The sequence below is a fragment of the Microcoleus sp. PH2017_08_TRC_O_A genome, from assembly GCF_020738665.1.
Taxonomy (GTDB): domain Bacteria; phylum Cyanobacteriota; class Cyanobacteriia; order Cyanobacteriales; family Microcoleaceae; genus Microcoleus.
In genome coordinates this window covers 1-22,121 of record NZ_JAEQCE010000090.1, presented here as the reverse complement: position 1 = coordinate 22,121, position 22,121 = coordinate 1, and the positions used below count along the sequence as shown (strand labels likewise).

The window sequence follows — 22,121 nt, the reverse complement described above, 5'->3', positions numbered from 1 at the left end:
GGGGTTGTCTCTTTCATGGGTCATTTTTTAACGTTATCTGCTTGCTATGTAAGCATTATAACCTATTTTTATCGTATTTTCTGTTTAAGTCCCGTTAATCGACAAAGCGGCTGATGAGGGCCAGACAGAATTGGATTTGGCGGGGTTGGGGTTGGAGGAGTTGCCGCCGGAGATTGGCAAGTGCACGCAGCTTGAGTCGTTGGTGTTGGGGAAGTTCGATGAGGAGAAACGAAAATGGGTTGGGAATAAGTTAACTGAGTTTCCTGATGTTGTTCTTCAATTAACCAACTTAAAAATACTTTTGATTCCTAAAAATCAGATTACCTCCATCCCCGATGCGATTTGGCAACTGTCTAATCTGACACGGTTAAACCTCAGTGACAATCAGATTACCGTCATCCCAGAGGCGATCGGGCAACTGTCGAATCTGACAGACTTTTTTTTATGGAGAAATCAAATTACGGTCATCCCAGAGGCGATTTTGCAACTGTCGAATCTGACAAAGCTTCTCCTCAGTCAGAATCAGATTACCTCCATCCCCGATGCGATTGGGCAACTATCCAATCTGACAAATATTCACCTCTTTTACAATCAGATTACCTCCATCCCCGATGCGATTGGGCAACTGTCCAATCTGACACACCTTTACCTCTATAACAATCAGATTACAGTAATCCCAGAAATGATCGCTCAATTATCCAATCTGACAGAGCTTTACCTCTGGAACAATCAGATTACAGTAATCCCAGAAGCGATCGCCCAACTTTTCAATCTGACAGAACTTTCCCTCAGTAACAATCAAATTGAAAAGATTCCCGAATGCTTAGAAACACTCCCAAAACTTGAAAAACTCGACCTCCGCAACAATCCCCTGCCCATTTCTCCAGAAGTTCTAGGCGACACAGAAAACCCCGGTACTCCAGCCGCCATTTTCAACTACCTGCGCCAACTCCGCAGCGGCGAAGTCCTCCCCCTCAACGAAGCCAAAGTCCTCCTCGTCGGCCAAGGTAGCGTCGGCAAAACCTCCCTCATCAACCGCCTCACCCACAACCAATACAACCCCAACCAGCCCCAAACCGACGGACTAAACATCACAAACTGGCAAATTACAGTCAACACCAAACCAGTCAAACTCAAAGTCTGGGACTTCGGCGGACAAGAAATCTACCACGCCACCCACCAATTTTTCCTCACCAAACGCAGCCTCTACCTCCTCGTCTCCAACTGCCGCACCAGCGAAGACGAAAACCGCCTCGAATACTGGCTGAAACTGATCGAAAGCTTCGGCGACGCCTCCCCCGTCATCCTCGTCGGCAACAAATGCGACGAACAACCCCTGGATCTCAACCGCAAAGCCTTGCGCGATAAATATCCCAACATCAAAGCGATTATCGAAACTTCCTGCCAAAGCGGCACCGGCATCGACGAACTCCGCAGCGCCATCCACACCGAAATCTCCCAACTCAAAGAAGTCTACGACCTTTTGCCGCTAAGCTGGTTCCAAGTCAAGCAGCGCCTGGAAAACCTCGACAAAGACTTCATCAGCATCAGCGAATACGCCACCATCTGCGCCACCGAAAACATCCTCGCAGAAACCGACCAAACCCAACTCATCGGACTGCTGCACAACCTGGGCATTGTCCTCAACTTCCGCGAACACCCCATCCTGCAATCCACCAACATCCTCAATCCCCACTGGGTGACTGAAGGCATCTATGCCCTTCTCAGCGACGACGCACTCAAAGTCAAAACCAAAGGCATTCTCACCTACGCCGATCTCAGCCGCATCCTCGACTCAACTAAATATCCCAGCCACCGTTACAACTGTCTCACCGAGTTGATGGGCGAATTTCAACTCTGTTTCCCCCTCAGCCATTGCACCCCACGGACTTTCCTCATCCCCGGCATCTTGCCGAAAGAAGAACCGGAAAACACCAAACTCGCAGGCGAAACCCTGGAATTTCAATATCACTACCGCATTCTCCCCGACAGCATCCTCTCGCGCTTCATCGTCCTGATGCACGAGAAAATCCACAACAGCACCCACTGGCGCACGGGGGTAATGCTGGAGTACACCGAAGGCGCTGAGGTGTACAATATCGCGCGAATTAAGTCTGACCCGGAAGATGAGAAAATCTCGATCGCGGTTAGCGGGCGGGAATCGACGCGCCGTTCTTTTCTGAGTATGATTCGCGATACTTTTACTAAAATCCACAATTCTTTTGCCAATCTGGAAATCAGTCAATGGGTGCCGGTTCCGGGTTATCCCGATGCCGATCCGCTGGATTACGAGGAGTTGCTAGGATTGGAGGAGATGGGAGAGAATACGGTGCGTGTGGGGAAACTTAAACTTAAACTGGATTTGCGATCGTTGTTGGATGGGTATGAGTCGATCGAACTTCGGCGCAGAAGGCAAAGGGGCGATGACAAATACGGAAGAGAATATGACGACCTTGTAGAAATCACTAAACTAGCAGTTAGTAGACCTATTAATAATACACTAGAAGCAAAAATGACTCAAAATTCTCCTCAAAACAACAACTTGCAAGGTGCACAAATCGGCAGCATGGCGATCGCGAACGAAATGAAAGACAACGCCCAACAAACAGCCTCTGGTGGCATTGAAATCAATAACGCTAATACGGCGGAAATTTTGAAACTAATTTCATCGATGCGCGAAAGTGCGACACAGTTTCCTGAAGACATTCGCGATGGGATAATTATTGATATTGAAGATGTCGAAGCTGAAATCAAGAAACCGGAAGGCCAATGGAATAAAGCCAGGTTAAAGAAGAGCTTGACTGCGATGATTGCGGCGGGTACTGCGATCGCGATTCCGATCGCAGGTGCTGTTGATTTTGCTAGTAGTGCGATCGATTTAGGCCAAAAAGTGGGTATCGAAATCAAGCTACCGCCAGCACGCTAAATTACAGCATATTCCATGTATATGTGGTATACACAATTTTCGAGTAAGTAAGGTGCGTCGCTCTGAGATTGTCGCTCTTTTTTTGGGATTCAAGGTAGCGACGCACCCTACAGCTACTGTTGTATTTAGCGGTTAAGAGGTATGATAGTAATAAGTAAGTTATTTATCAATTGATTATGTCTGCCAGAGATGTTTTTCATGAAGTTGTCAAAACAGCTTTGCAAAAAGAAGGCTGGCATATTACCCACGATCCGTTTCCGATTAGTGTGGGCGGTGTAGATATGTCGATCGATCTGGGAGCAGAAAGGCTGATTGCAGCAGAAAGGCAAGGCGAAAAAATTGCCGTTGAAGTTAAAAGCTTTTTGACAAAATCGTCGGCAATCTCCGAATTCCACAGAGCTTTGGGGCAGTTCATTAATTACCGAGCTGCACTGAAAGAAAAAGAACCCGATCGCATTTTGTACTTGGCTGTGCCATTAATAACTTACGAATAATTCTTTCAACTAGATTTTCCGAAAGCAAGAGTGGAGGAAAATCAGCTAAAAATGATAGTTTATGATACAGCAATTGAGGTAATTGTTAAATGGAAAAACTAATCAAATATCGGCAAATTGTACAGCAAATGTTAATGGAGTACGGCAACCGCAAACCTGCCCACGGAGACATTGAAGTCGAGACAATTCTTGATACAGAACGAGATCATTACCAAATCTTCTATGTGGGCTGGGACAAACAGACTAGAGTGCATCACTGTAGCATTCACATTGATATCAAGGGCGGGAAAATTTGGCTGCAATGGAATGCGACTGAAGATGATATTGCTGAAGATTTAGTCATAGCCGGAGTTCCCAAGGAGGACATTGTGTGGGGATTTCAGCCGCCGTTTATGCGAAAGTTTACTGGTTATGCAGTAGAATAGATCGCGAATCATGAAATATGCTTGCTACTTGTTGCTATTAATCTGTTTTTTCGGCGCCGCGCTTCCGGCTGAGGCTTCTGTATGCCGCAACTATCAAGGGCGCGAGATTTGCATTGTCGATATCAAGCGCAGTGCGAAAAACTACTGGGAATACAGGGTAATTCTGAGTGTTGATGGAGTCAAGCAGCCTCTGGAAGTCTACAATTGCCGCAGCCACAGTACAGTTAAGCAAGATGGCCGTGTTTTGGCGTTTGGACAAAACAACCCTGGTGAATTTGTCTGCCGTTTTTTTAATAAGAAATAGAAAAGTTCTTCAATTAACTCTTGTTTTTGTAATCAGATGTGGGAGCATCTCAGTTTTGCATTTACAGTGCGAGCGTCCCCGCTCGCGTGCTTGTAGAAGCACGCGAGCGGGGACGCTCGCACTACCATAAAAAATGCTTCTTGCAAAAGTGAGATGCTCCCTCAGATGTCTTATCTTGTAATGACTGTCTGTCTGTTTTTCTCTTCATTTTTCTTTTATCTTTTTTACGTGCGGTACTGGAAATGGCGGGATTGTATCGAGGCTGCTAATTCTAGCTGTATTACGCCAGATGGCGATGTTCTGATTGGAGGCGGTGCTTTTTGGATAGTTCCAGCAGTTGTGTTTTTCCTGTCTTTTGTTGTGCTTTTATGCTTGAATTTCTGGGGGAAATGTAGAGTTACAGAAAGCGATGATGATAATCAGAAATGAATCATTTTGTTTCCGGCTGTATCGGAATTATTTAACCGCAGAGGGCGCAGAGGACACAGAGAGAGAAGAGAGAAGTCAATAGTTCAGATGCTGTCGGATTTGATATCATCATTTAAATTGTATGTTTGGGACGGGCTAGAAGCCCATCCCACTAATGACAATTACAGCGGTACTTGTGTACATCCTAGGGTTAGAATTTGCCGTCAACTGCTGAGACGCAACGTTCGCAAATTACCGGATGTTCGATCGACTCTCCGACATGAGTAGAATAGTTCCAGCATCGATCGCACTTTTGGCCGTCTGCTTTAACTACACCAATCGCCAACTCTGGAGATTGGTAACTGTACGGCAATTCCTGCATCACTGCATTCGATTCTATCAGTTCCACTTCCGAAGTAATGAACAAGTAGCGCAGTTCGTCTACACCGTTGCTACCACTTGCAGAATGGTGGTGTACAGCTATTTCCGCAGGAATTTCTGCTTGGGGCGCGATCGCACTTAATTCTGCTGTCGGGATTTCAGGTATTTCTGCAAACACTTGTTCGACTGGGGCTGTTTGTGCGATCGCCTGTACTGGTACAAGGGCTGTCTCTACTGGAAGTGAAAGCACAATCTCCTGTGTTTCTACCAGTACCAGCGCCGTTGACTTTCCAAGCACATCTGCTGTCAGCGAATCAATTGTTTGTGCCATTTCTTGGCGGCTTTCTGCAAACAGCAAGTGACGGAAAGCAAACCAGATTGTAAACAAGATACCGATGACTTCAAACAAGTCACCCAGCAGCGGAATCTGATTCATTGTATCCAAAACCGCCAGGGTTACTCTACCCGTTATCACCACAGAAGCTAACAGCCCAAGTGTTACCAGCAATGTTTGGTATTCTGTGAAAAAGTTGCCGGCATAGTTAGGCAAATCCGCCACAAACTGGGCGCTTTTATCTAACATTTCCTGCAAATCTAAAGCAGATGCTTCTGGGGCAGAATATTCTACAATCTCAGAAGCTGCATCGCCCTTGGCGACAGTTTCTTCCTCAACATGAACTGTCTTTTCTGTCAAGACTTTGGCAACACTTGCTGCTTGTGATTCTTGTTTGTCTTGTACTGCTTTGGCTTTCTCGTCTTCTGCTAGTTGGATGGCTGCATTTTGCGATCGCACATAATCCATCAATCCTTCGCTGCTGGGATTCAAAGCTTGCAATTGCGCTCTTTTTGCGACATCGGGAACGTACAATAAAACCTTAGCTTCCAAAGAAGAACCGATCGCCTTTTCAGTCCTCGCCTGTTCCAAAACCTTGTTAACTTCGCCGCGTACTTGCCGTAAATACTGCCAGCGAGTCGCCAATTCTGGATTGTGCCATTTAGCATCTAGTTGCACCCAACCAGCCTCAAATACTGACTTGTACGGTGTTTGATAAGGAATGTACTGCCAAATATCCTCAGCCATGTGACACAACACAGGTGCGATCGCCCGTGCTAAATTTTCGACTGCGATCGCAATTACCGTCTGACAACTGCGGCGGCGGCGCGCATCTGTCGAACTGATGTAAAGTCGATCTTTGGCAACATCCAAGTAGAAATTAGACAAATCCACGGTACAGAAATTCTGAACTGTTTGGAAGAATCGGGAAAATTGGAAACTTTCAAAAGCTTCTTGAACTTCCGCAAAAACTTCGCCCATTCTGTGCAACATATAGCGATCGAGTTCCGGCAAATCCTCGAAAGCAACGGCATCTTTTGCCGGATCGAAGTCGTGCAAATTCCCCAGCAAAAACTTCGCTGTATTCCGAATCTTGCGGTAAACATCCGATTGCTGTTTGAGAATGTTTTTGCCCAAAGGCACGTCGGCGGAGTAGTCTACCGAAGACACCCACAATCGCAAAACATCGGCGCCATATTCCTTAATTACTAACGCCGGATCGACGACATTGCCTTCAGATTTGCTCATCTTACGGCCTTTTTCATCGAGTACAAAACCGTGAGTCAAAACTGTTTTGTAGGGAGCGACGCCGTTAGTTGCTACACTGGTAAGTAAGCTCGATTGAAACCAGCCGCGGTGTTGGTCTGAACCTTCCAAATAGATATCAGCAGGATAGTTTAATTCCGATCGCCCTTTCGCTACAGCAGCCCAGGAAGAACCCGAGTCAAACCACACATCCATCGTGTCTGTGCCCTTGCGGTAAGTGCGACCGTTGTTGCGGTATGATTCCGGTAGCAATTCGGCGATCGACATTTCCCACCAAGCATCGGAACCGATCTCGGCAAAAATAGCTTGCACGTGCGAGATCGTCTCTTCATTTAACAGAGGTTCGTTGGTTTCTTCGTCGTAAAACACGGGAATCGGCACGCCCCAAGTCCGCTGGCGAGAAATACACCAATCCGATCGATCGCTAACCATAGCCGTGATCCGATTTTCCCCTTGGGCGGGAATCCAATTCACACCGGAAATTGCCTTTAACGCTTCATCGCGGAACCCTTCAACGGATGCAAACCACTGTTCAGTCGCCCGAAAAATCGTCGGTTTTTTAGTCCGCCAATCGTAAGGATAGGAGTGAGGATAAGCTTCCTCTTTAATCAAACAATTTACTTCGGCAAGGGCATCAATGACTGCGGCATTGCCGTTTCCGAGGACATTTAAACCTGCAAACTGTCCAGCTTCGGCGGTGAAATTTCCGTTCTCATCGACGGGCGTTAAAACTGGCAAACCGCAGCGTTTTCCGACGATAAAGTCTTCTTGTCCGTGGCCGGGTGCAGTGTGCACCAATCCGGTTCCTGAGTCAGCGGTAATGTAGTCGCCACCGGCAACGATCGGGCTTTCGCGATCGAACAACGGGTGTTTGTAGGTGGAACCTTCTAAATCTTTACCTGGGAAGGTAGCCAGGATTTTTAATTCAGTATTCAAAGTTGCTGACAGTCGATCGACCGCATCGACAGCAACTAAGATAAATTGTTGTGCAATGTGGGAATTTGCCGGCGGTTCCACCACTGCATACATCAGTTCGGGATTAACTGCGATCGCCAAGTTAGCCGGAATCGTCCAGGGGGTAGTCGTCCAAATCGCCGCCCAGAGGCTCGGCATATAGCGCTTGAGCTTCGTTTGCAGGGATTTTGACAATTTTCTCACGTGAAAGCCGACGTAGATGCTGCGCGAGACGTGGCCTTCGGGATATTCTAATTCAGCTTCAGCGAGGGCTGTTTTCGAGCTCGGACTCCAGTGCACGGGTTTGAAGCCGCGGAAGATGTAGCCTTTGAGCACCATTTGACCGAAAACGCCGATTTGAGCCGCTTCGTATTCGGGTTTCAGGGTTAAATACGGGTGTTCCCAGTCGCCCCAAACGCCGTAGCGCTGAAAGGATGTGCGCTGCTGCGCCATTGTTTCCTGGGCGAAGGCGGAGGCTTTGCGGCGGAGATCGATCGGAGTAAGATTTAGCCGATCGTCCGACTTCATGTTTTGCAATACCTTAAGTTCGATCGGCAATCCGTGACAATCCCAACCGGGTACATAGCGGACTTTTTTACCGCGCAGCATTTGGTAGCGGTTGATAAAATCCTTGAGAATTTTGTTGAGGGCGTGGCCGATGTGGAGTTGTCCGTTAGCGTAGGGCGGGCCGTCGTGGAGGACGAACAAATCCCCTGGGTTATTGTGCGAAAGGCGATCGTATATTTCTTGATCTGCCCAAAATTGTTGCAATTCTGGTTCACGTTTGACGGCGTTGGCGCGCATATCAAACTTGGTTTTGGGCAAATTTACGGTGTCTTTGTAGGATTTTGCTTCCATTGTTCAGAAACGTTTTTTGTACTTAGTTGTTAGTAGTTAGCGGTTAACTGAGAGTTGATATCAAGTCCGATTAAATAATCATAATTAAGTTTGTAGTGAGGACTTCAGTCCTGTTTCGTCCTTGAAGGGCACACAACCAGATATTCTAGTATAAGCGATCGACCGCACATTCGCTCAAACCAAATCCGTAACATACCCTCTCCTCTCTAACTCTGCGCCCTCTGCGGCCTCTGTGGTTAAAAAATCATTCATAAATCCAGGTTACGCTACGGAGTCAGCCAACTGAACATTTGACCAACAGTCAGATTCAGGGCTTCAGCAAAAGCCGGGACAGGGATGCGATCGCGCCCCGTTGTTCAAACAGTGTTATGGTGCGATCGGCGATCGACCGCACATTCGCTCAAACCAAATCCGTAACATACCCTCTCCTCTCTAACTCTGCGCCCTCTGCGGCCTCTGTGGTAAAAAAAATCATTCATAAATCCAGATTACGCTACGGGGTCAGCCAACCGAGCATTTGACCAACAGTCCAGTCCCATAGGATTCTCGCGACTTAAAAACCAATACGCTTGGGTGAGAATTGCCATAGCGAGGAACGAAGCAATCGCAGTATCTATTCTTGACAGTTTTATCTCGATTATTTTAGCAATTTGTCAGGTATGTTAGCTAGCGGAGCGATCGTTTTTTTAACCGCAGATATCAGCGGATGAACACAGATGAACGCAGATGGAATTTCATCTGCGTTTATCTGCGTTTATCTGCGGTTAAAATTAGGTTTTCTTCTTCAACCCAAACCCAAATCAGTTACAGCGCCGACACTGCTAGAAGAAACCAACTTAGCGTATTTAGCCAAAACACCCTTAGTATACCGGGGTTTAGGAGCTTGCCAAAGAGCGCGCCGCCGCTCTAATTCTGCATCATCAACATTGAGCTGTAACAAGCGATTGTTAGCATCAATCGTAATTGAATCGCCCTCATTTACCAGAGCAATTGTGCCGCCAACTTGCGCCTCGGGTGCAACGTGACCGACAACCATGCCGTAGGTTCCGCCGGAAAAGCGACCGTCAGTAATTAACCCCACAGAATCGCCTAAACCTGCACCAATAATTGCCGAAGTTGGTGCTAGCATTTCGCGCATTCCCGGCCCGCCTTTGGGCCCTTCGTACCTGATGACAATGACATCTCCGGCTTGAATTTTGCCAGCCAAGATTGCAGCTAAACAATTTTCTTCCGATTCAAATACCCGCGCTGGGCCGGTGATTTGCGGTTTTTTAACACCTGTAATTTTAGCAACCGATCCTTCTGTTGCCAGATTTCCCCGGAGAATTGCTAAATGTCCTTGGGCGTACATCGGATTGTCAAGAGGGCGGATGACATCTTGATCGGCGCGGGGTTCGCTGGGAATATCTGCTAGGGATTCGGCAATTGTTTTACCTGTAATTGTCAGCGCATCTCCATGCAGCAAACCGCGTTCCAAAAGCATTTTCATTACTAGAGGAATGCCGCCGGCTTTGTGCAAATCGGTTGCTACGTATTTGCCGCTTGGTTTGAGATCGCACAATACGGGTACTTTGGCTCTAATTGTTTCAAAATCGTCGAGGCACAACTCAACGCCGATCGCATTTGAAATGGCCAACAAATGCAGCACCGCATTCGTTGAACCGCCGATCGCCATAATTACCGCGATCGCATTTTCAAAGGCCGCTCGTGTTAAAATTTGGCTGGGTAACAACTGTTTGCGAATTGCTTCGACCAAAACTCTTGCAGATTCCGCAGCGCTGTCGGCTTTTTCAGCATCCTCAGCAGCCATTGTCGAAGAATAGGGCAAACTCATCCCCATAGCTTCAAAAGCGCTGGACATCGTATTTGCCGTGTACATTCCGCCGCAAGCACCAGCGCCGGGACAAGCTTTTTGTTCCACTGCGTTGAGCTCTGTTTCGTCAATTTTGCCGGCGCTGAATTGACCGACTGCTTCAAAAACGCTGACGACAGTTAAATCGCGTCCGTTGTGGTGTCCCGGTTTGATCGTGCCACCGTAGACAAAAATAGCAGGAATGTTCATGCGGGCGATCGCAATCATCGCCCCCGGCATATTCTTATCGCAACCGCCCACAGCCAGCAACCCATCCATACTCTGGCCATTGCAAACCGTTTCAATCGAATCTGCAATCACATCTCTCGACACCAGAGAATATTTCATCCCTTCGGTTCCCATCGAGATTCCGTCGCTGATCGTAATCGTACCGAACATTTGCGGCATCGCACCGGCTTCTTTTGCACCCGCAACTGCCCGCAAAGCGAGGTCATTCAATCCCATATTGCAGGGCGTAATCGTGCTGTAGCCGTTGGCAATGCCCACAATGGGCTTAGTGAAATCGCCGTCGCCAAAACCGACGGCGCGCAGCATGGCGCGGTTGGGCGAACGCTGCACGCCCCCAGTCACCGCTTGGCTTCTTAAATTCTCAGGCATTCTCAAACTTCCTTTGTCTGTTGTTTCAGTTGTCTGTTTTTCTGATATCTTGACTCTATTTTTAATTCTCTCAGAATCGCTGACCTTTAGGAGACCGTCTAGAATAGATTCGCACAGCAGTGCCAAAATTCTACAGATACTGAAGCGTACAGGGTGAATACCGTGGTTATCTGGGATGATGTGTAAAACCGATCACTCTAACGTTTGAAACAAAAATTGCGAGGCGAATGACATGGAGGCCGATCGAATTCTGAGGCAATATGCGGCCGGAGAAAGAACTTTTCGAGAGATTAACCTCGCGGGAGCCGACTTAAAAGGGGCAAACCTCAGCGAGGCTAATTTTACCCGAGCGAATTTCCAAAACGCAAACCTCAAAGGCGCTAACCTAACGGGAGCGAACTTGCGCGAGGTGAAATTGGGTGGGGTGGACATGACGGAAGCCAACCTCACCGAAGCCAATCTCATCGGTACCGATTTGACCCGCGCCAATCTCAGCGGGGCTAACCTGGTGGGAGCAAACCTCCGCGGCTCAATGGCGAGAGAAGTCAACATGACTAAGGCAAATTTGACGGAAGCAAATTTGACAGAAGCCAACTTTACCGAAGCGAATTTGTTTGCGGCTAACTTAACCGAAGCTAGTATGATTCGCACTAATTTGATGAAGGCCAATTTGAGTTGGTCAACTCTCAAAGCTGTAAACCTGACAAATGCTATCCTCAGCGATTCGCTTTTAGAAAGAGCCAATCTGACTCAGGCAATTCTCAGTGGGGCGATGCTGAGCAGGGCCAACCTGACTGGTGCAGACTTGCGTCAAGTCACGATGGTTGGAGCTAATCTCAGCGAAGCTAATCTGAGCAATGCTAATTTGAGAGTTGCCAATATGAGTTGGTCAACTCTGCGCGGTGCTAACTTGAGCGGTGCTAATTTGTACCGGGCGAAGCTGTGTTGGTCTAATTTGAGCGGGGCTGTTTTGGTGGAAGCTGTTTTGATTGATGCTAATCTCAATCGAACTAACTTCCGCGATGCAGATTTGAGGCGGGCAATTATGCCTGACGGGGCTACTAATGACTCTCAATAATCTTGAGTTGTGAGTATTGATTAATGTTATTGGTTATTGGTTATTGGTTATTAGCAGCCCCAAGCGAGTAACAAACAACAAATAACAAATAACAAATAACTAATGACTATTAACTAATGACTGTTAGCGAATTATTGATTCTGGGTGCTGCCGGACTGTTTGCCGGTATTCTAGCTGGTTTTTTGGGTATCGGCGGCGGTACGGTGCTCGTGCCGTTGTTGGTGGCTCTCAAGTATGCTCCGGTGCAAGCGGTTGCTACTAGCGGTTTGTCGATCGTAATTACGGCTCTTTCTGGCAGCATCCAGAATTGGCGCATGGGCTATCTCAACTTGAGTCAAGTCGCAGGCATCGGATTTCCCGCCGTCATCACAGCACAAATTGGTGCTTATTTGGCGGGGATATTTCCTCCTTATTTGCTGTTAGTTACTTTTGGGTTGTTGCTGTGGCTGAATATTTATTTGATTGAAGTTCGCAAGCGCCTGACTGCTAAGAAAGTGGAAGAAGAAGGGGAAGGGGAAGACACGAAAGAATCTGGCTCAATTCCCAATTCCCAATTACCCATTACCAATTCCCAATTACCCATTACCAATCACCAATTACCCAACAATTCAAGTATTCTATTTAATCCAACTTTTGCTAAAATTGCGACTGGCAGTGCTGCCGGTTTATTGGCAGGTTTGTTCGGTGTAGGCGGTGGTGTGATTATGGTTCCCTTGCAAATTTTGCTGTTAGGGGAAAGCATTAAAAAGGCAATTCAAACGAGTTTGGGCGTCATCGTGATTACGGCAATTTCGGCGACGGCGGGACACGCGGCGCGCGGGAATGTTTTGTGGGTTGTGGGGTTGATTCTTGGGTGTGGCGGTTTGTTGGGCGCGCAAATCAGCACCAGGTTTTTGCCGAGATTGTCCGATCGCACTATTAGTTTAGCCTTTCGATCGCTCTTAGCAATTTTATCAATCTATATTTTCTGGCAAGCTTGGCAAAAATTTCGTTATTAGTTATTAGTTATTTGTTATTAGTTATTTGCAAGGGTTAGATAGTCTCCGCTATCAGACTATAAAATTAGTTCGTAGTGAGGACTTTAGTCCTCATAAATCAAGGACTAAAGTCCTCACTAAAAACATTTTTTCTTATCGGTAATTGAGCGGATCTGAGATTACTTGCGATCGGTTATTGGCAGCAAAGCCACAAGACAAGGCAAATAACAAACAACCAATAACAAACAACCAATAACCAATAACCAATGACTACTGACTGAGTTTCTTGACGGCGCGAGTCAAGCGCAGCAAATAAGGCTTGACAATTTCTTGATTTTGTCGCTGCAACTCGGAAACTTGCTCCTGCAAGTGCTGAATTTCGGTTTGCAGCGTCGCTGTATCTATTGTCGGTCGATCGAGCAAATCCTGCAATTGCTTCAGAGAACCTTGGATTCGATCCAAGTCTACTTCGTTCGATCGCTCCTGCAACTCTGCTGTAATAGTTCTAACCTCAGTTAACTTCTCGTCTAGCAACAAAAATCGGACGTTGACATTTTCCCAATCATGCTCTCTGAGGGCGCTATTTTCCAGAATGCGGAGTTTTTCCTGCAAATCCGACAGGATGCTGTAGAGTTCTTGAGAATCGGCAGGAAGTGCCTGCGCTTGGCGTTCGAGTGCGGCTACCGCAGCTTGTATGTCGGCGATGGCGCCGGATTCCAAAATACCGAGTTTTTGTTTTAAGTCGGAGACGGTAGAATCAAGTTTGGTAAGTTCTCCAGGTAGTTTCTGAACTTGCTGCGATCGAGCTTCTGCGGAGGCCTGTACCTCTGCGATGGCAGAATTTGCCTTTTGTTGAATTTTTTGCTCAAAACGCTGGCGATTGGCGAGATTCAGCGAGAGTGCTGCGGTTAGCGGGGCGGCAGCGTAGAGAATTTGCCCCGACAATCCCGCAGCAATGGTACCAATCGCTGAACCGGCAATAGAGGCGTATTCTGCCAATTCTAGCCAATCCTGCTGGTTTGGGGAAATTCTCATCGTGGGGAATGATGCGTCTTCGATCTTCTGCATAGCCTTTTAGTCGTAGTCTGATAGATTGCGATACCGACATGATAAGAGCGATCGGCAAATAAATCAGGGCTATTTTTGACACTCCCCACGGCTGTCGCCGGGGGATTCTCCAAGCCGAACTTGGAAGGGATAGGCAAATATCCCCCTAGACCCTTCAAATCAACTACCAATACTAGAGGTGTTGCAGTTGGGCTTACTTTTAGTTTTTCTTTTGCTTTGGGAGTCCATCACAAGCCAGATAGGTACGCTCCTCAACCTGCCATTATTTGCCCTTTCTAAGTATTCCGGTTCTAGCCGGATATCTGAGTTGCCGGGATTTCTCCGTACTAGGATGATTCAACGCGCAGACGGTTATTCATACTCACCCAATTACATTACCATGCTTAGTCCCCAAATACAATATTTACTGGCGGTTAAAACCGCAGACCGACTAATCCCCACGTCTCAAGCCGGGGGCTTGCGTCTAGTTTTCTGGTCAAAATTTCGGGATTATCATATTTCTATCGGCAGCTCTGCTGAATAATTTTTGCTTTCAACACGGCCAGTCTCAGGTAAAATTCAGGATATGTCGATCGCCTAAAACTTAACCGACAACCGTTAACCGCCGTCTGTCAGGAGTATACAGAAAATGGGTCTCAAGATTATTGAAAGCTACGATAGCAGTTTTGTCCTGGAACCGGATGCTAAAGCCGCACTCTTCCATTCACTAACAGGTGAAAGCTTTCTCCAACAAATAGCGATGCAATTGCAGTGCTCGCGGATTGAGTTTGCCGAGTTACTTTTTCAGCCAGTCCCTTACAGCAGCGAGACGCCCAAGGGAATGCCTGCGGAATTTGAAAAGTATCACGAATCGATCGATTTTGCGATCGTCAACGTCCCGCCTAATTTCATGTTTCAAGCCAAAATATTTAAACCCAGCCGCCTCTGTGCCATTTATCGCGTTTTCCAAAGTTAGCTAAAGGCTAGTTAATCTGTGGTTTAATCTAAAATCTAAAATCTAAAATCTAAAATCGGATGACAGAAGACATTCAGCCTCTCGCCAGCTTACAATTCATACCATACATTGACTCCGAAGGGAAACTGCCTGAATTTGTCCAGGGTAAAATCGGCGTCTATGCGATTTTCGACAACGATAAAATGCTGCAATTTGTCGGCTATTCTCGGGATACTTACCTCAGCCTCAAACAGCATTTAGTACGCCAACCCGAACATTGCTACTGGCTAAAAGTCCAAACTATCGACAAGCCCAGCCGCACTATTCTAGAAAGCATCCGAGCGAGTTGGATTGCCGAAAACGGTTCCCAGCCCCAGGGCAATGGTACCGATGCTACCAAGTGGAACGATCCCATCGATACCAAAACTGTCATGACTTCGCAAGAAGTAGCAAATTATGAAGGTATAGTCGCCGATGAACTTGCCAAAGATAAATTGTTGAAAAATGTAGCGCGCCGCGTAGAAAATGAAATTTTAGCGCTGCTCAAATCTCGCGGTGTAACTGAAGAAATCCGGTTTAATCCCAAGCTAAAAACTAGCGGCTTGCTGGATTTGAAGTAAATATGCTCTCAGGTTAATTCTCCACAATAAACCCTGTTTGTAGTGAGGAATTCAGTCCTCTCTTTAAGGACTAAAGTCCTCACTACGAACCTTTTTGTAGTGAGGAATTAACTTTTTATCTAAGGACTAAAGTCCTCACTACGAACCTTTTTGTAGTGAGGAATTAACTTTTTTATCTAAGGACTAAAGTCCTCACTACGAACCTTTTTGTAATGAGGAATTAACTTTTTTATCTAAGGACTAAAGCCCTGACTGCGAACTTATAACATTTTAAGATTTATAGCAACCGCCACATCGGGTGCGGACACAAATAACCTAATGAATAGAGCCGATATCCGTCAAGCAGAAATGATTTGATTCCCGTACTGTCAACTGTCAACTGTCAACTGTCAACTGTCAACTGCTATAACAGATATCGGAATCTGCAAAATGAACTCTGTCCCCCCGCCGGGAGCAGAAATACAACTGATTTTACCTCCATGTTTTTCTACTATAATATCGTGACTGATTGCCAAGCCCAATCCAGTACCCCGGCCGACAGGCTTGGTAGTAAAAAATGGGTCAAATATCCGGTGGCGCACTGCCTCGCAAATCCCGCAACCGTTATCGGCAATTAAAATCATAACGGACTGAAACTTTTGAGTTGCCAAGTTTGAATTTGGATTGTACAACGCAGGTTCTGAATCTGAACTTACTGAAGTGCTGATGGTAATTTTTCGGGGATAAGGTTGAGATTCCAGCGCATCAATAGCATTGATTAGCAGATTCATAAATACCTGATTTAATAGACTGGCATAACAGGTGATTTTTGGCAGTTTACTGTAGTGTTTTCTCACTTCAATCTCACCGATATTGTTGGCTCCTTTGAGGCGGTGTTGCAAAATAACTAAAGTATTGTCAATGCCTTCATGAATATCCACTGGCTTGCACTTTTCTTGGCCCAGGCGGGAGAAGTTGCGAAAAGACAGCACAATCTCGCTAATTCGAGAAGTACCTTCTTTCATCGAACTTAGCAGTTTTGGATAATCATCTGCAATGAATTCGGGTTGAATTTTTTCCAATTCGCCGACAATTTCTGCCACGGGATGCGGGTAGTAATGTCGGTATAATTTTATGAGGCGAACCAAGTCTTGTGCATAGTCAGCAGCCATAGTAATATTGCCGGAGATAAAGTTGACTGGATTGTTGATTTCGTGAGCAATCCCTGCGGCTAGTTGCCCTAAAGAAGCCATTTTTTCCTTCTGTATTAACTGAGATTGAGTCTTCTTGAGTTCAGTTAAAGTTTCTTCGAGTTGCTGCGCGTAGGATTGTGTTTGCTGCAACAACTGGCGCTGCAAGAGTTGATTTGAGACGCGCGCCAAAACTTCTTGTTCTTGAAAAGGTTTTGTGATATAATCTACACCGCCAACTTCAAAGGCTTTGACTTTATCTAACACTTCATTTAAAGCGCTGATAAAAATGACGGGAATGTCTTTGGTGGTGGCAGAAGCTTTTAAAATTTCGCAGACTTTGTAGCCGTCCATACTGGGCATCATGATGTCCAGCAAAATCAAGTCAGGAGGTGTTGATTCGATCGACCTTAGGGCTAGTTGACCGTCGGGTGCAGTGCGTGTTTTGTAGCCATGCCTCGATAGTATTTTAGCTAGAAGGTGCAAATTATTCGGAACATCATCAACAATTAAAATATTCCCTTTTAAGACGGGAGTTGCTTCGTAATTCATATCTAGTCTGGTAAAATAACCTTTGTAGGTTTGTAGTGAGGACTTTAGTCCTCAAAGTTTGATGAGGACTAAAGTCCTCACTACGAACCCGATCTAATATCATTTTTATTTGGTTGAGGGACGGATGAGAGCTAGTATTTGATTGAACTGAAACTCGTTAGCTAAGGCGGCGAGAGCGGTAGCTAATGGGTCATTTCGATCGCGAATTTGCTCTATTTGACTGAGAATCAGCTCTAAATCGCACTCAATAGTGGCTTTTTCTAAAGCTGTCAGCCAATCCGTTGGTAAAGCTGCAACGTTTTCTGGAGTCGGAGCCTCGATTTGAGTTGGCTCCGGCACACTCTCCGGTTCATCGTAAATGTAACGCACTCCGAGATGTTTGTGGAGGGTGGCAAAGATGTCTGTCTCTCGAAAGGGTTTGTGGATAAAGTCATCCCAATTATTTGATACAGTAACGGTTCGGGCTTCCTCGGCGTTGGCGGCACTCACGGCAATAATGACGGTAGTTTTACCTTTAACGGTGGCTTTAATGCGTTGCGTGGCTTCACCTCCATCCATTACGGGCATCCACATATCCATAAAAATTAAGTCCGGCTCAAAACTCGTCCACACTTCAATGGCTTCTACACCATTACAGGCTTCTTTGAGCTCAAAGTCAAAGGTTGCAAGGATTTTGAGCAGTAGTTGGCGGTTGTCCTCGCGATCGTCCACAATCAATATACGATAGCGCGGTTGGTTGGATTCTAGGGCGATCGCCCGACGCGACGGCTGTACCAGTTCAATCGCCGCCGCCTCAACTGCGCTGACGGGGATATCAAAGGCGAAGGTGGTCCCGTGTCCTACTTTACTGCGTACAGTAATGATGTCGCCCATCAGCTTGACAAAGTGTTGGCTGATGGCCAGCCCCAAACCGGTTCCCTGCTGAGATGTTTTTCCTGTTTTGGTTTGGACAAAGGCTTGAAAAAGCTGGTCTAACTCATCGGGAGTCATGCCGCAGCCTGTATCTTCTATTTCAAAATGTAATTTGTAATTGATTGGTAATTGCTGATTTTCCTGTTCAATTACCGAACTTACTCTTACTGCAATGCCTCCTTCCTTCGTAAACTTAATAGCGTTAGAAAGCAGATTAATTAAAACTTGGCGCAACTTAACTTGATCGGCGTGCAAATATTCTGGAATATTCCTAGAGTAGCTAAATATTAACTCCAATTGTTGCTCGCGCGCCTGAAGTTGGAACATCTCTTCCACCTCGTTTAGCAGTCTGCTTAATTGAAAGTCTGTTGGGTTGAGTGTAATGCGTCCTGCCTCTATTTTGGCTAAATCTAATATTTGATTGATCAGAGTTAGCAAGTGTTCTCCGCTGCGGTTGATGATGCCGATATTTTCCTGTTGTTCGCGGTTGAGGTTGGCGGATCGCTGCATCAATTGGGAGAATCCCAGAATTGAGTTAAGAGGGGTGCGTAATTCGTGGCTCATGTTGGCCAAAAAAGTGCTTTTCGCGAGGTTGGCTGCTTCTGCTGCTAAGGCGGCTTGTTGGAGCTGTACGGCTTGCTGTTGAGTGGCTTCGAGTAATTGAGCTTGTTGTAAAGCGACTTCGAGTTGAGTGCTAATTTGCAGCGCGATATTGATTTCTGCTGCGCGCCAAGTGCGGGGCCCAGAATTTTGATAGCTGGCGAGCAAACCCCAAAGTTGACTGCCGCAGAATATGGGGCAAATAATGTAGGCTCTGGCTTGAAATTGCTCTAACACTTCCACGTAACAAGGAGTAAATCCAGCAGTGTATATGTCTTCAACCATGCGGTAACAAACACCTATATCGTAGATACCGCCTTGATTTTTTTGTAGGTAGGTATCTCGTACTCCTTCACCGCAGGCTTGTAAGTTTGTCGCCGCACAGCGAAAGTCGGTGGCGAGATTGTTTGGTAAATTAAGTTCGTCCAATTGTTGTATCACAGATATCCAGCCCTCCCCCATTGACTCGGCAACAAATTCGCCACTCCAATCTGGATTAAAACGATAGATAGCGACTCGATCGCATTTGAGTGTTTCTCGCAATTCTGAGGTTGTGGTTTGGAATATGGTATCAATATCTAAGGACTGACGGATGCGATCGATCGATCGCCCGATTGCTTGTTCCCGCTGGGCGCTTTCTCGCAAAGCTGCCTCGGCTTGTTTGTAAGCGGTAATATCCAAGACAGTGCCAAACCAACGGAGCAACTGCCCTTTTTTATCAAAAACGGGTTTCCCTCTGACTTCCATGTAAGTGAGCGAGCCATCTCTGCGGATCAGGCGCAGAGCGAGTTCAAAGCTTTTTTTACTGATCGATCGCTCCTGAAGCATTGTTAGATAGGGCGATCGATCTTCGGGATGAAAACGATCGACTAATTCTGGGGTTGCTACGGGTTTTTGAGTCGGTTCGATCTCGAACATACGATAGAGTTCTTCACTCCAAGTGCTTGTTGCTTGGCCTATATCGTATTCCCAACTGCCAATCCTGGCAATTTTTTGGGCTTCCAGCAGTCGGGCTTCGGCCAACTGGCGATCGCTAATGTCCCTGGCTACCCAAACCACAGAGCGATCGGACAATGGCGAAATTTTAGCAGCAAACCAAACTTCTTGGTTGTTAATCTGCATCCTGTAATCAAAATTTATAGTTTGCTGGGTTTCTAATGCCTCTTGAACTTGAGTGAAATAAATGTCTTGGGAACTCTCACTAAAAATTTGTTCGAGGATAGAGTCGAGCTGCTCTGTCTGAGTGTAGTCTTGAAAAATTCCCCTAGTTGGTATAACTTGAATTGTTTTTTCTGGCAATTCTAAAATTAGTATAATATCTGCAATTGACTCAAATATTTTTAGAATTCTTTGAGTAGAACTGTCAAGTTTTTGTTCTATCAATTTGCGTTCGGCAACTTCCTCATGTAATAGTTCGTTAGCACGAGCTAGGTCAGCAGTACGTTCTGCAACTTTGGTGGCTAAAGTGCTATTGTAGTCAGTTAATAGTTTTTCAGATTGTTTGCGCCCTGAGATGTCACTAAAAGCATTGATGGCATAAATAATCTTGCCGCCTGCATCGAAAACTGGTGTGGCGCGCACCTCAAGCTTAATAATTTCCCCATCTCGATGAATTTCTAAATCCTCAACAAGTACCGTTTCACCCCGCAGCGCTCGGAAGGCAGGAATTTTTTCAGTTGGACAAAGCTGGTTTTGGTGGTAGATTTGATAAACTTCTGCCATTTTTTCTAAAGTCGCATCGGGAATATTTTGTACGCCGCTCAAACGCTTGGCAGTTTCGTTTAAGTAGACGACTTTACCCGAGGCATCGTGGATAGATATCCCGGCTGGTATGGCTTCTAAAAATTGCTTGAGTTGGCTCTCGCTTTGCGCTAAAGCTTCTGTTAAAGATTTTTGTTCGGAAAAAGCCTGTTGCAGTTGCTCTGCCATCAGATTGAAGGAATTGGTGAGGTCTCCGAGTTCATCGAAGCGTCTAATTTCTAAAGGTTGATGCCATTCTCCTTTTCCTAGATTTTTGGCGGCGGTATTCAAGCGCAGAATTGGCTTTATTACCCAACGGGCAGTCAACAATCCGATCGCGATCGCCAACACCAGCGTACCGACGCACAACCCCAATGTATTGCGGGTATTCGCTTCAATGCGAGCCATGAAATCCGACTCTGGTACCACCACCACAATCAACCAATCCAAGCCATAGGCATCTCCATAAGGAGCGACGCTGACAAACTGCCGAGATCCATTACTCGTCATGGTAAATTGCTGAGCTCTATCCAGCGAACTTAAGTTGGTAAAGCGGTTGGTGAGTTGCCGAGCAATGTCTCGGGTGCGGGTATCCTGGCTGTTGGTGGCTAGCAATCGCGTGGGTGGCTGTTTTTCTTGCTTGACAAAGGGTGTTTCTAGGGTGGATGTAGCAACCAGATTGCCCGATCGCTCCATAATAAAAGTCTGTCCCGATTTAGAGAAGTAGAGGCGATCGAGAAAACTGCTAATTGCCGACAGCGCATAATTTGAAGTAAAAACCCCCCGCCATTCGCCAGCATCCTTGATGGGAGACACCGCAAAAATTCCTAACGTCGGCATAGCGTTGAAAACAACAATTGGCGACCAAGTTTGTTTGTTGGAGGCTTTGGCCTGGCGAAACCAAACTGTTTCGCGGTTATCCATAGGGATGCTATAGAGCAGTTTTAGGGGATTGCCTTTGGAGTCAACCGAGTAGTATTGCATTTTACCCAAGTCGGTACTTTTCATACTGCAAAAAAAACGCGTACCGATTGAGAATTTCTCCCCTGTCTCTTTTGTGACTTGTTGCACAAATTCCTCGCTCATCAGGCGCCCGTACCCAATTTGTTCTCCTCGCTCATTGACAAAAAAGCTCGATTGCAGAGCGGGGTTGAAGATTATTTGCTGCCAAAGTTGTTGTCGCAGTTGCTGAGTGTTGTTGAGGTTCAGCATTCCTTGTTCTACTGCTAGACGGTTGGCTGCTACGGCATTCTGGGGGGCGTTGAGGTAGTTGCTGAGCCGATCGCCAATTCGCTCTCCTACTTGTTCCATTAACTGCTGTGCTAGATCCTCGACGGATTCCCGGCTGCTTTTGAAAGAAAGATAACCCACTAGCCCGACAGCGCTGACTGTTAGCAACACAAAGGGAACAATCAGAACTGTTCGCAGGCGAGGTTTGCTGAAAATTTCGGCGGCTGCTGGGTGGTTGAGGGGATAAATCGGCATGGCGCGATCGAGGAGTTGGGCTGGCGATCGAATTTTAACTTTTGCAGTCTTCTGCGAGGTTAATTTCTAGGTATGTAGTTGCGCTTAAGCGCTCTTGATTTAGGTATGTAGTTGCGCTTAAGCGCTCTTGATTTAGGTATGTAGTTGCGCTTAAGCGCTCTTGATT

At 46.4% G+C, this 22,121-nt stretch carries 13 protein-coding genes and 1 pseudogene; 9 read left to right on the top strand and 5 right to left on the bottom strand.

Translation table 11 applies throughout. The annotated features are described in order from the left end of the window. Window positions 1-136 precede the first annotated feature (136 nt). From JGK22_RS26320 to JGK22_RS26300, 5 genes and pseudogenes are all read left to right on the top strand, one after another. Window positions 137-2,926, top strand: coding sequence for a COR domain-containing protein (locus tag JGK22_RS26320; protein WP_293314099.1), 2,790 nt, complete (start codon window positions 137-139; stop codon window positions 2,924-2,926). 176 nt (window positions 2,927-3,102) lie between these two features. After that, a pseudogene (locus JGK22_RS26315) lies at window positions 3,103-3,522 on the top strand (XisH family protein). After that, window positions 3,510-3,845 carry a XisI protein gene (locus JGK22_RS26310; protein WP_293183425.1) on the top strand — a complete coding sequence of 112 codons (336 nt, stop codon included), beginning with the start codon at window positions 3,510-3,512 and terminating at the stop codon, window positions 3,843-3,845. Before JGK22_RS26315 ends, JGK22_RS26310 begins: the two are co-directional and overlap by 13 nt. 10 nt (window positions 3,846-3,855) lie before the next feature. Then, a complete protein-coding gene (locus JGK22_RS26305; RefSeq protein WP_293314097.1) occupies window positions 3,856-4,149 on the top strand; it encodes a hypothetical protein in 294 nt (97 codons plus the stop codon). A 165-nt stretch (window positions 4,150-4,314) separates the two neighbouring features. Next, window positions 4,315-4,578 (top strand): hypothetical protein, encoded by a 264-nt coding sequence (locus JGK22_RS26300; protein WP_293241810.1) that lies wholly within the window; start codon window positions 4,315-4,317, stop codon window positions 4,576-4,578. A 190-nt stretch (window positions 4,579-4,768) separates the two neighbouring features. Here the strand turns inward: JGK22_RS26300 and ileS are convergent, their stop codons facing one another. Both ileS and ilvD read right to left on the bottom strand, forming a co-directional pair. Further along, complete coding sequence (gene ileS / locus JGK22_RS26295) at window positions 4,769-8,350, bottom strand: isoleucine--tRNA ligase (RefSeq protein ID WP_293314095.1); 3,582 nt, start codon at window positions 8,348-8,350, stop codon at window positions 4,769-4,771. A 784-nt stretch (window positions 8,351-9,134) separates the two neighbouring features. After that, on the bottom strand, window positions 9,135-10,820 hold the full coding sequence (gene ilvD, locus JGK22_RS26290) for a dihydroxy-acid dehydratase (RefSeq protein ID WP_293214039.1): 1,686 nt from the start codon (window positions 10,818-10,820) through the stop codon (window positions 9,135-9,137). A gap of 232 nt (window positions 10,821-11,052) precedes the next feature. On the opposite strand from ilvD, the gene JGK22_RS26285 reads away from it, so the two are divergent. Both JGK22_RS26285 and JGK22_RS26280 read left to right on the top strand, forming a co-directional pair. Further along, entirely contained in the window at window positions 11,053-11,898 is an 846-nt protein-coding gene (locus JGK22_RS26285) for a pentapeptide repeat-containing protein (RefSeq protein WP_293183417.1), read from the top strand. A gap of 116 nt (window positions 11,899-12,014) precedes the next feature. Then, on the top strand, window positions 12,015-12,896 hold the full coding sequence (locus JGK22_RS26280) for a sulfite exporter TauE/SafE family protein (RefSeq protein WP_293183415.1): 882 nt from the start codon (window positions 12,015-12,017) through the stop codon (window positions 12,894-12,896). 249 nt (window positions 12,897-13,145) lie between these two features. Here JGK22_RS26280 and JGK22_RS26275 read toward each other — a convergent pair whose 3' ends face one another. Next, on the bottom strand, window positions 13,146-13,943 hold the full coding sequence (locus JGK22_RS26275) for a hypothetical protein (protein WP_293196983.1): 798 nt from the start codon (window positions 13,941-13,943) through the stop codon (window positions 13,146-13,148). Window positions 13,944-14,571: 628 nt separating this feature from the next. Between JGK22_RS26275 and JGK22_RS26270 the strand changes: the two genes are divergently transcribed. Together JGK22_RS26270 and JGK22_RS26265 are read left to right on the top strand one after the other, a co-directional pair. Then, on the top strand, window positions 14,572-14,898 hold the full coding sequence (locus JGK22_RS26270; protein ID WP_293204886.1) for a hypothetical protein: 327 nt from the start codon (window positions 14,572-14,574) through the stop codon (window positions 14,896-14,898). 59 nt (window positions 14,899-14,957) lie between these two features. Further along, the gene (locus JGK22_RS26265; protein WP_293183410.1) at window positions 14,958-15,497 is read left to right on the top strand and encodes a GIY-YIG nuclease family protein; all 540 of its coding nucleotides are present in this window, start codon (window positions 14,958-14,960) and stop codon (window positions 15,495-15,497) included. A gap of 389 nt (window positions 15,498-15,886) precedes the next feature. On the opposite strand, the gene JGK22_RS26260 is transcribed toward JGK22_RS26265, so the two are convergent. Beyond that, a complete protein-coding gene (locus JGK22_RS26260; protein ID WP_293183408.1) occupies window positions 15,887-17,218 on the bottom strand; it encodes a response regulator in 1,332 nt (443 codons plus the stop codon). Window positions 17,219-17,323: 105 nt separating this feature from the next. Beyond that, the gene (locus JGK22_RS26255) at window positions 17,324-21,955 is read right to left on the bottom strand and encodes an ATP-binding protein (RefSeq protein ID WP_293183406.1); all 4,632 of its coding nucleotides are present in this window, start codon (window positions 21,953-21,955) and stop codon (window positions 17,324-17,326) included. Window positions 21,956-22,121: the final 166 nt, after the last annotated feature.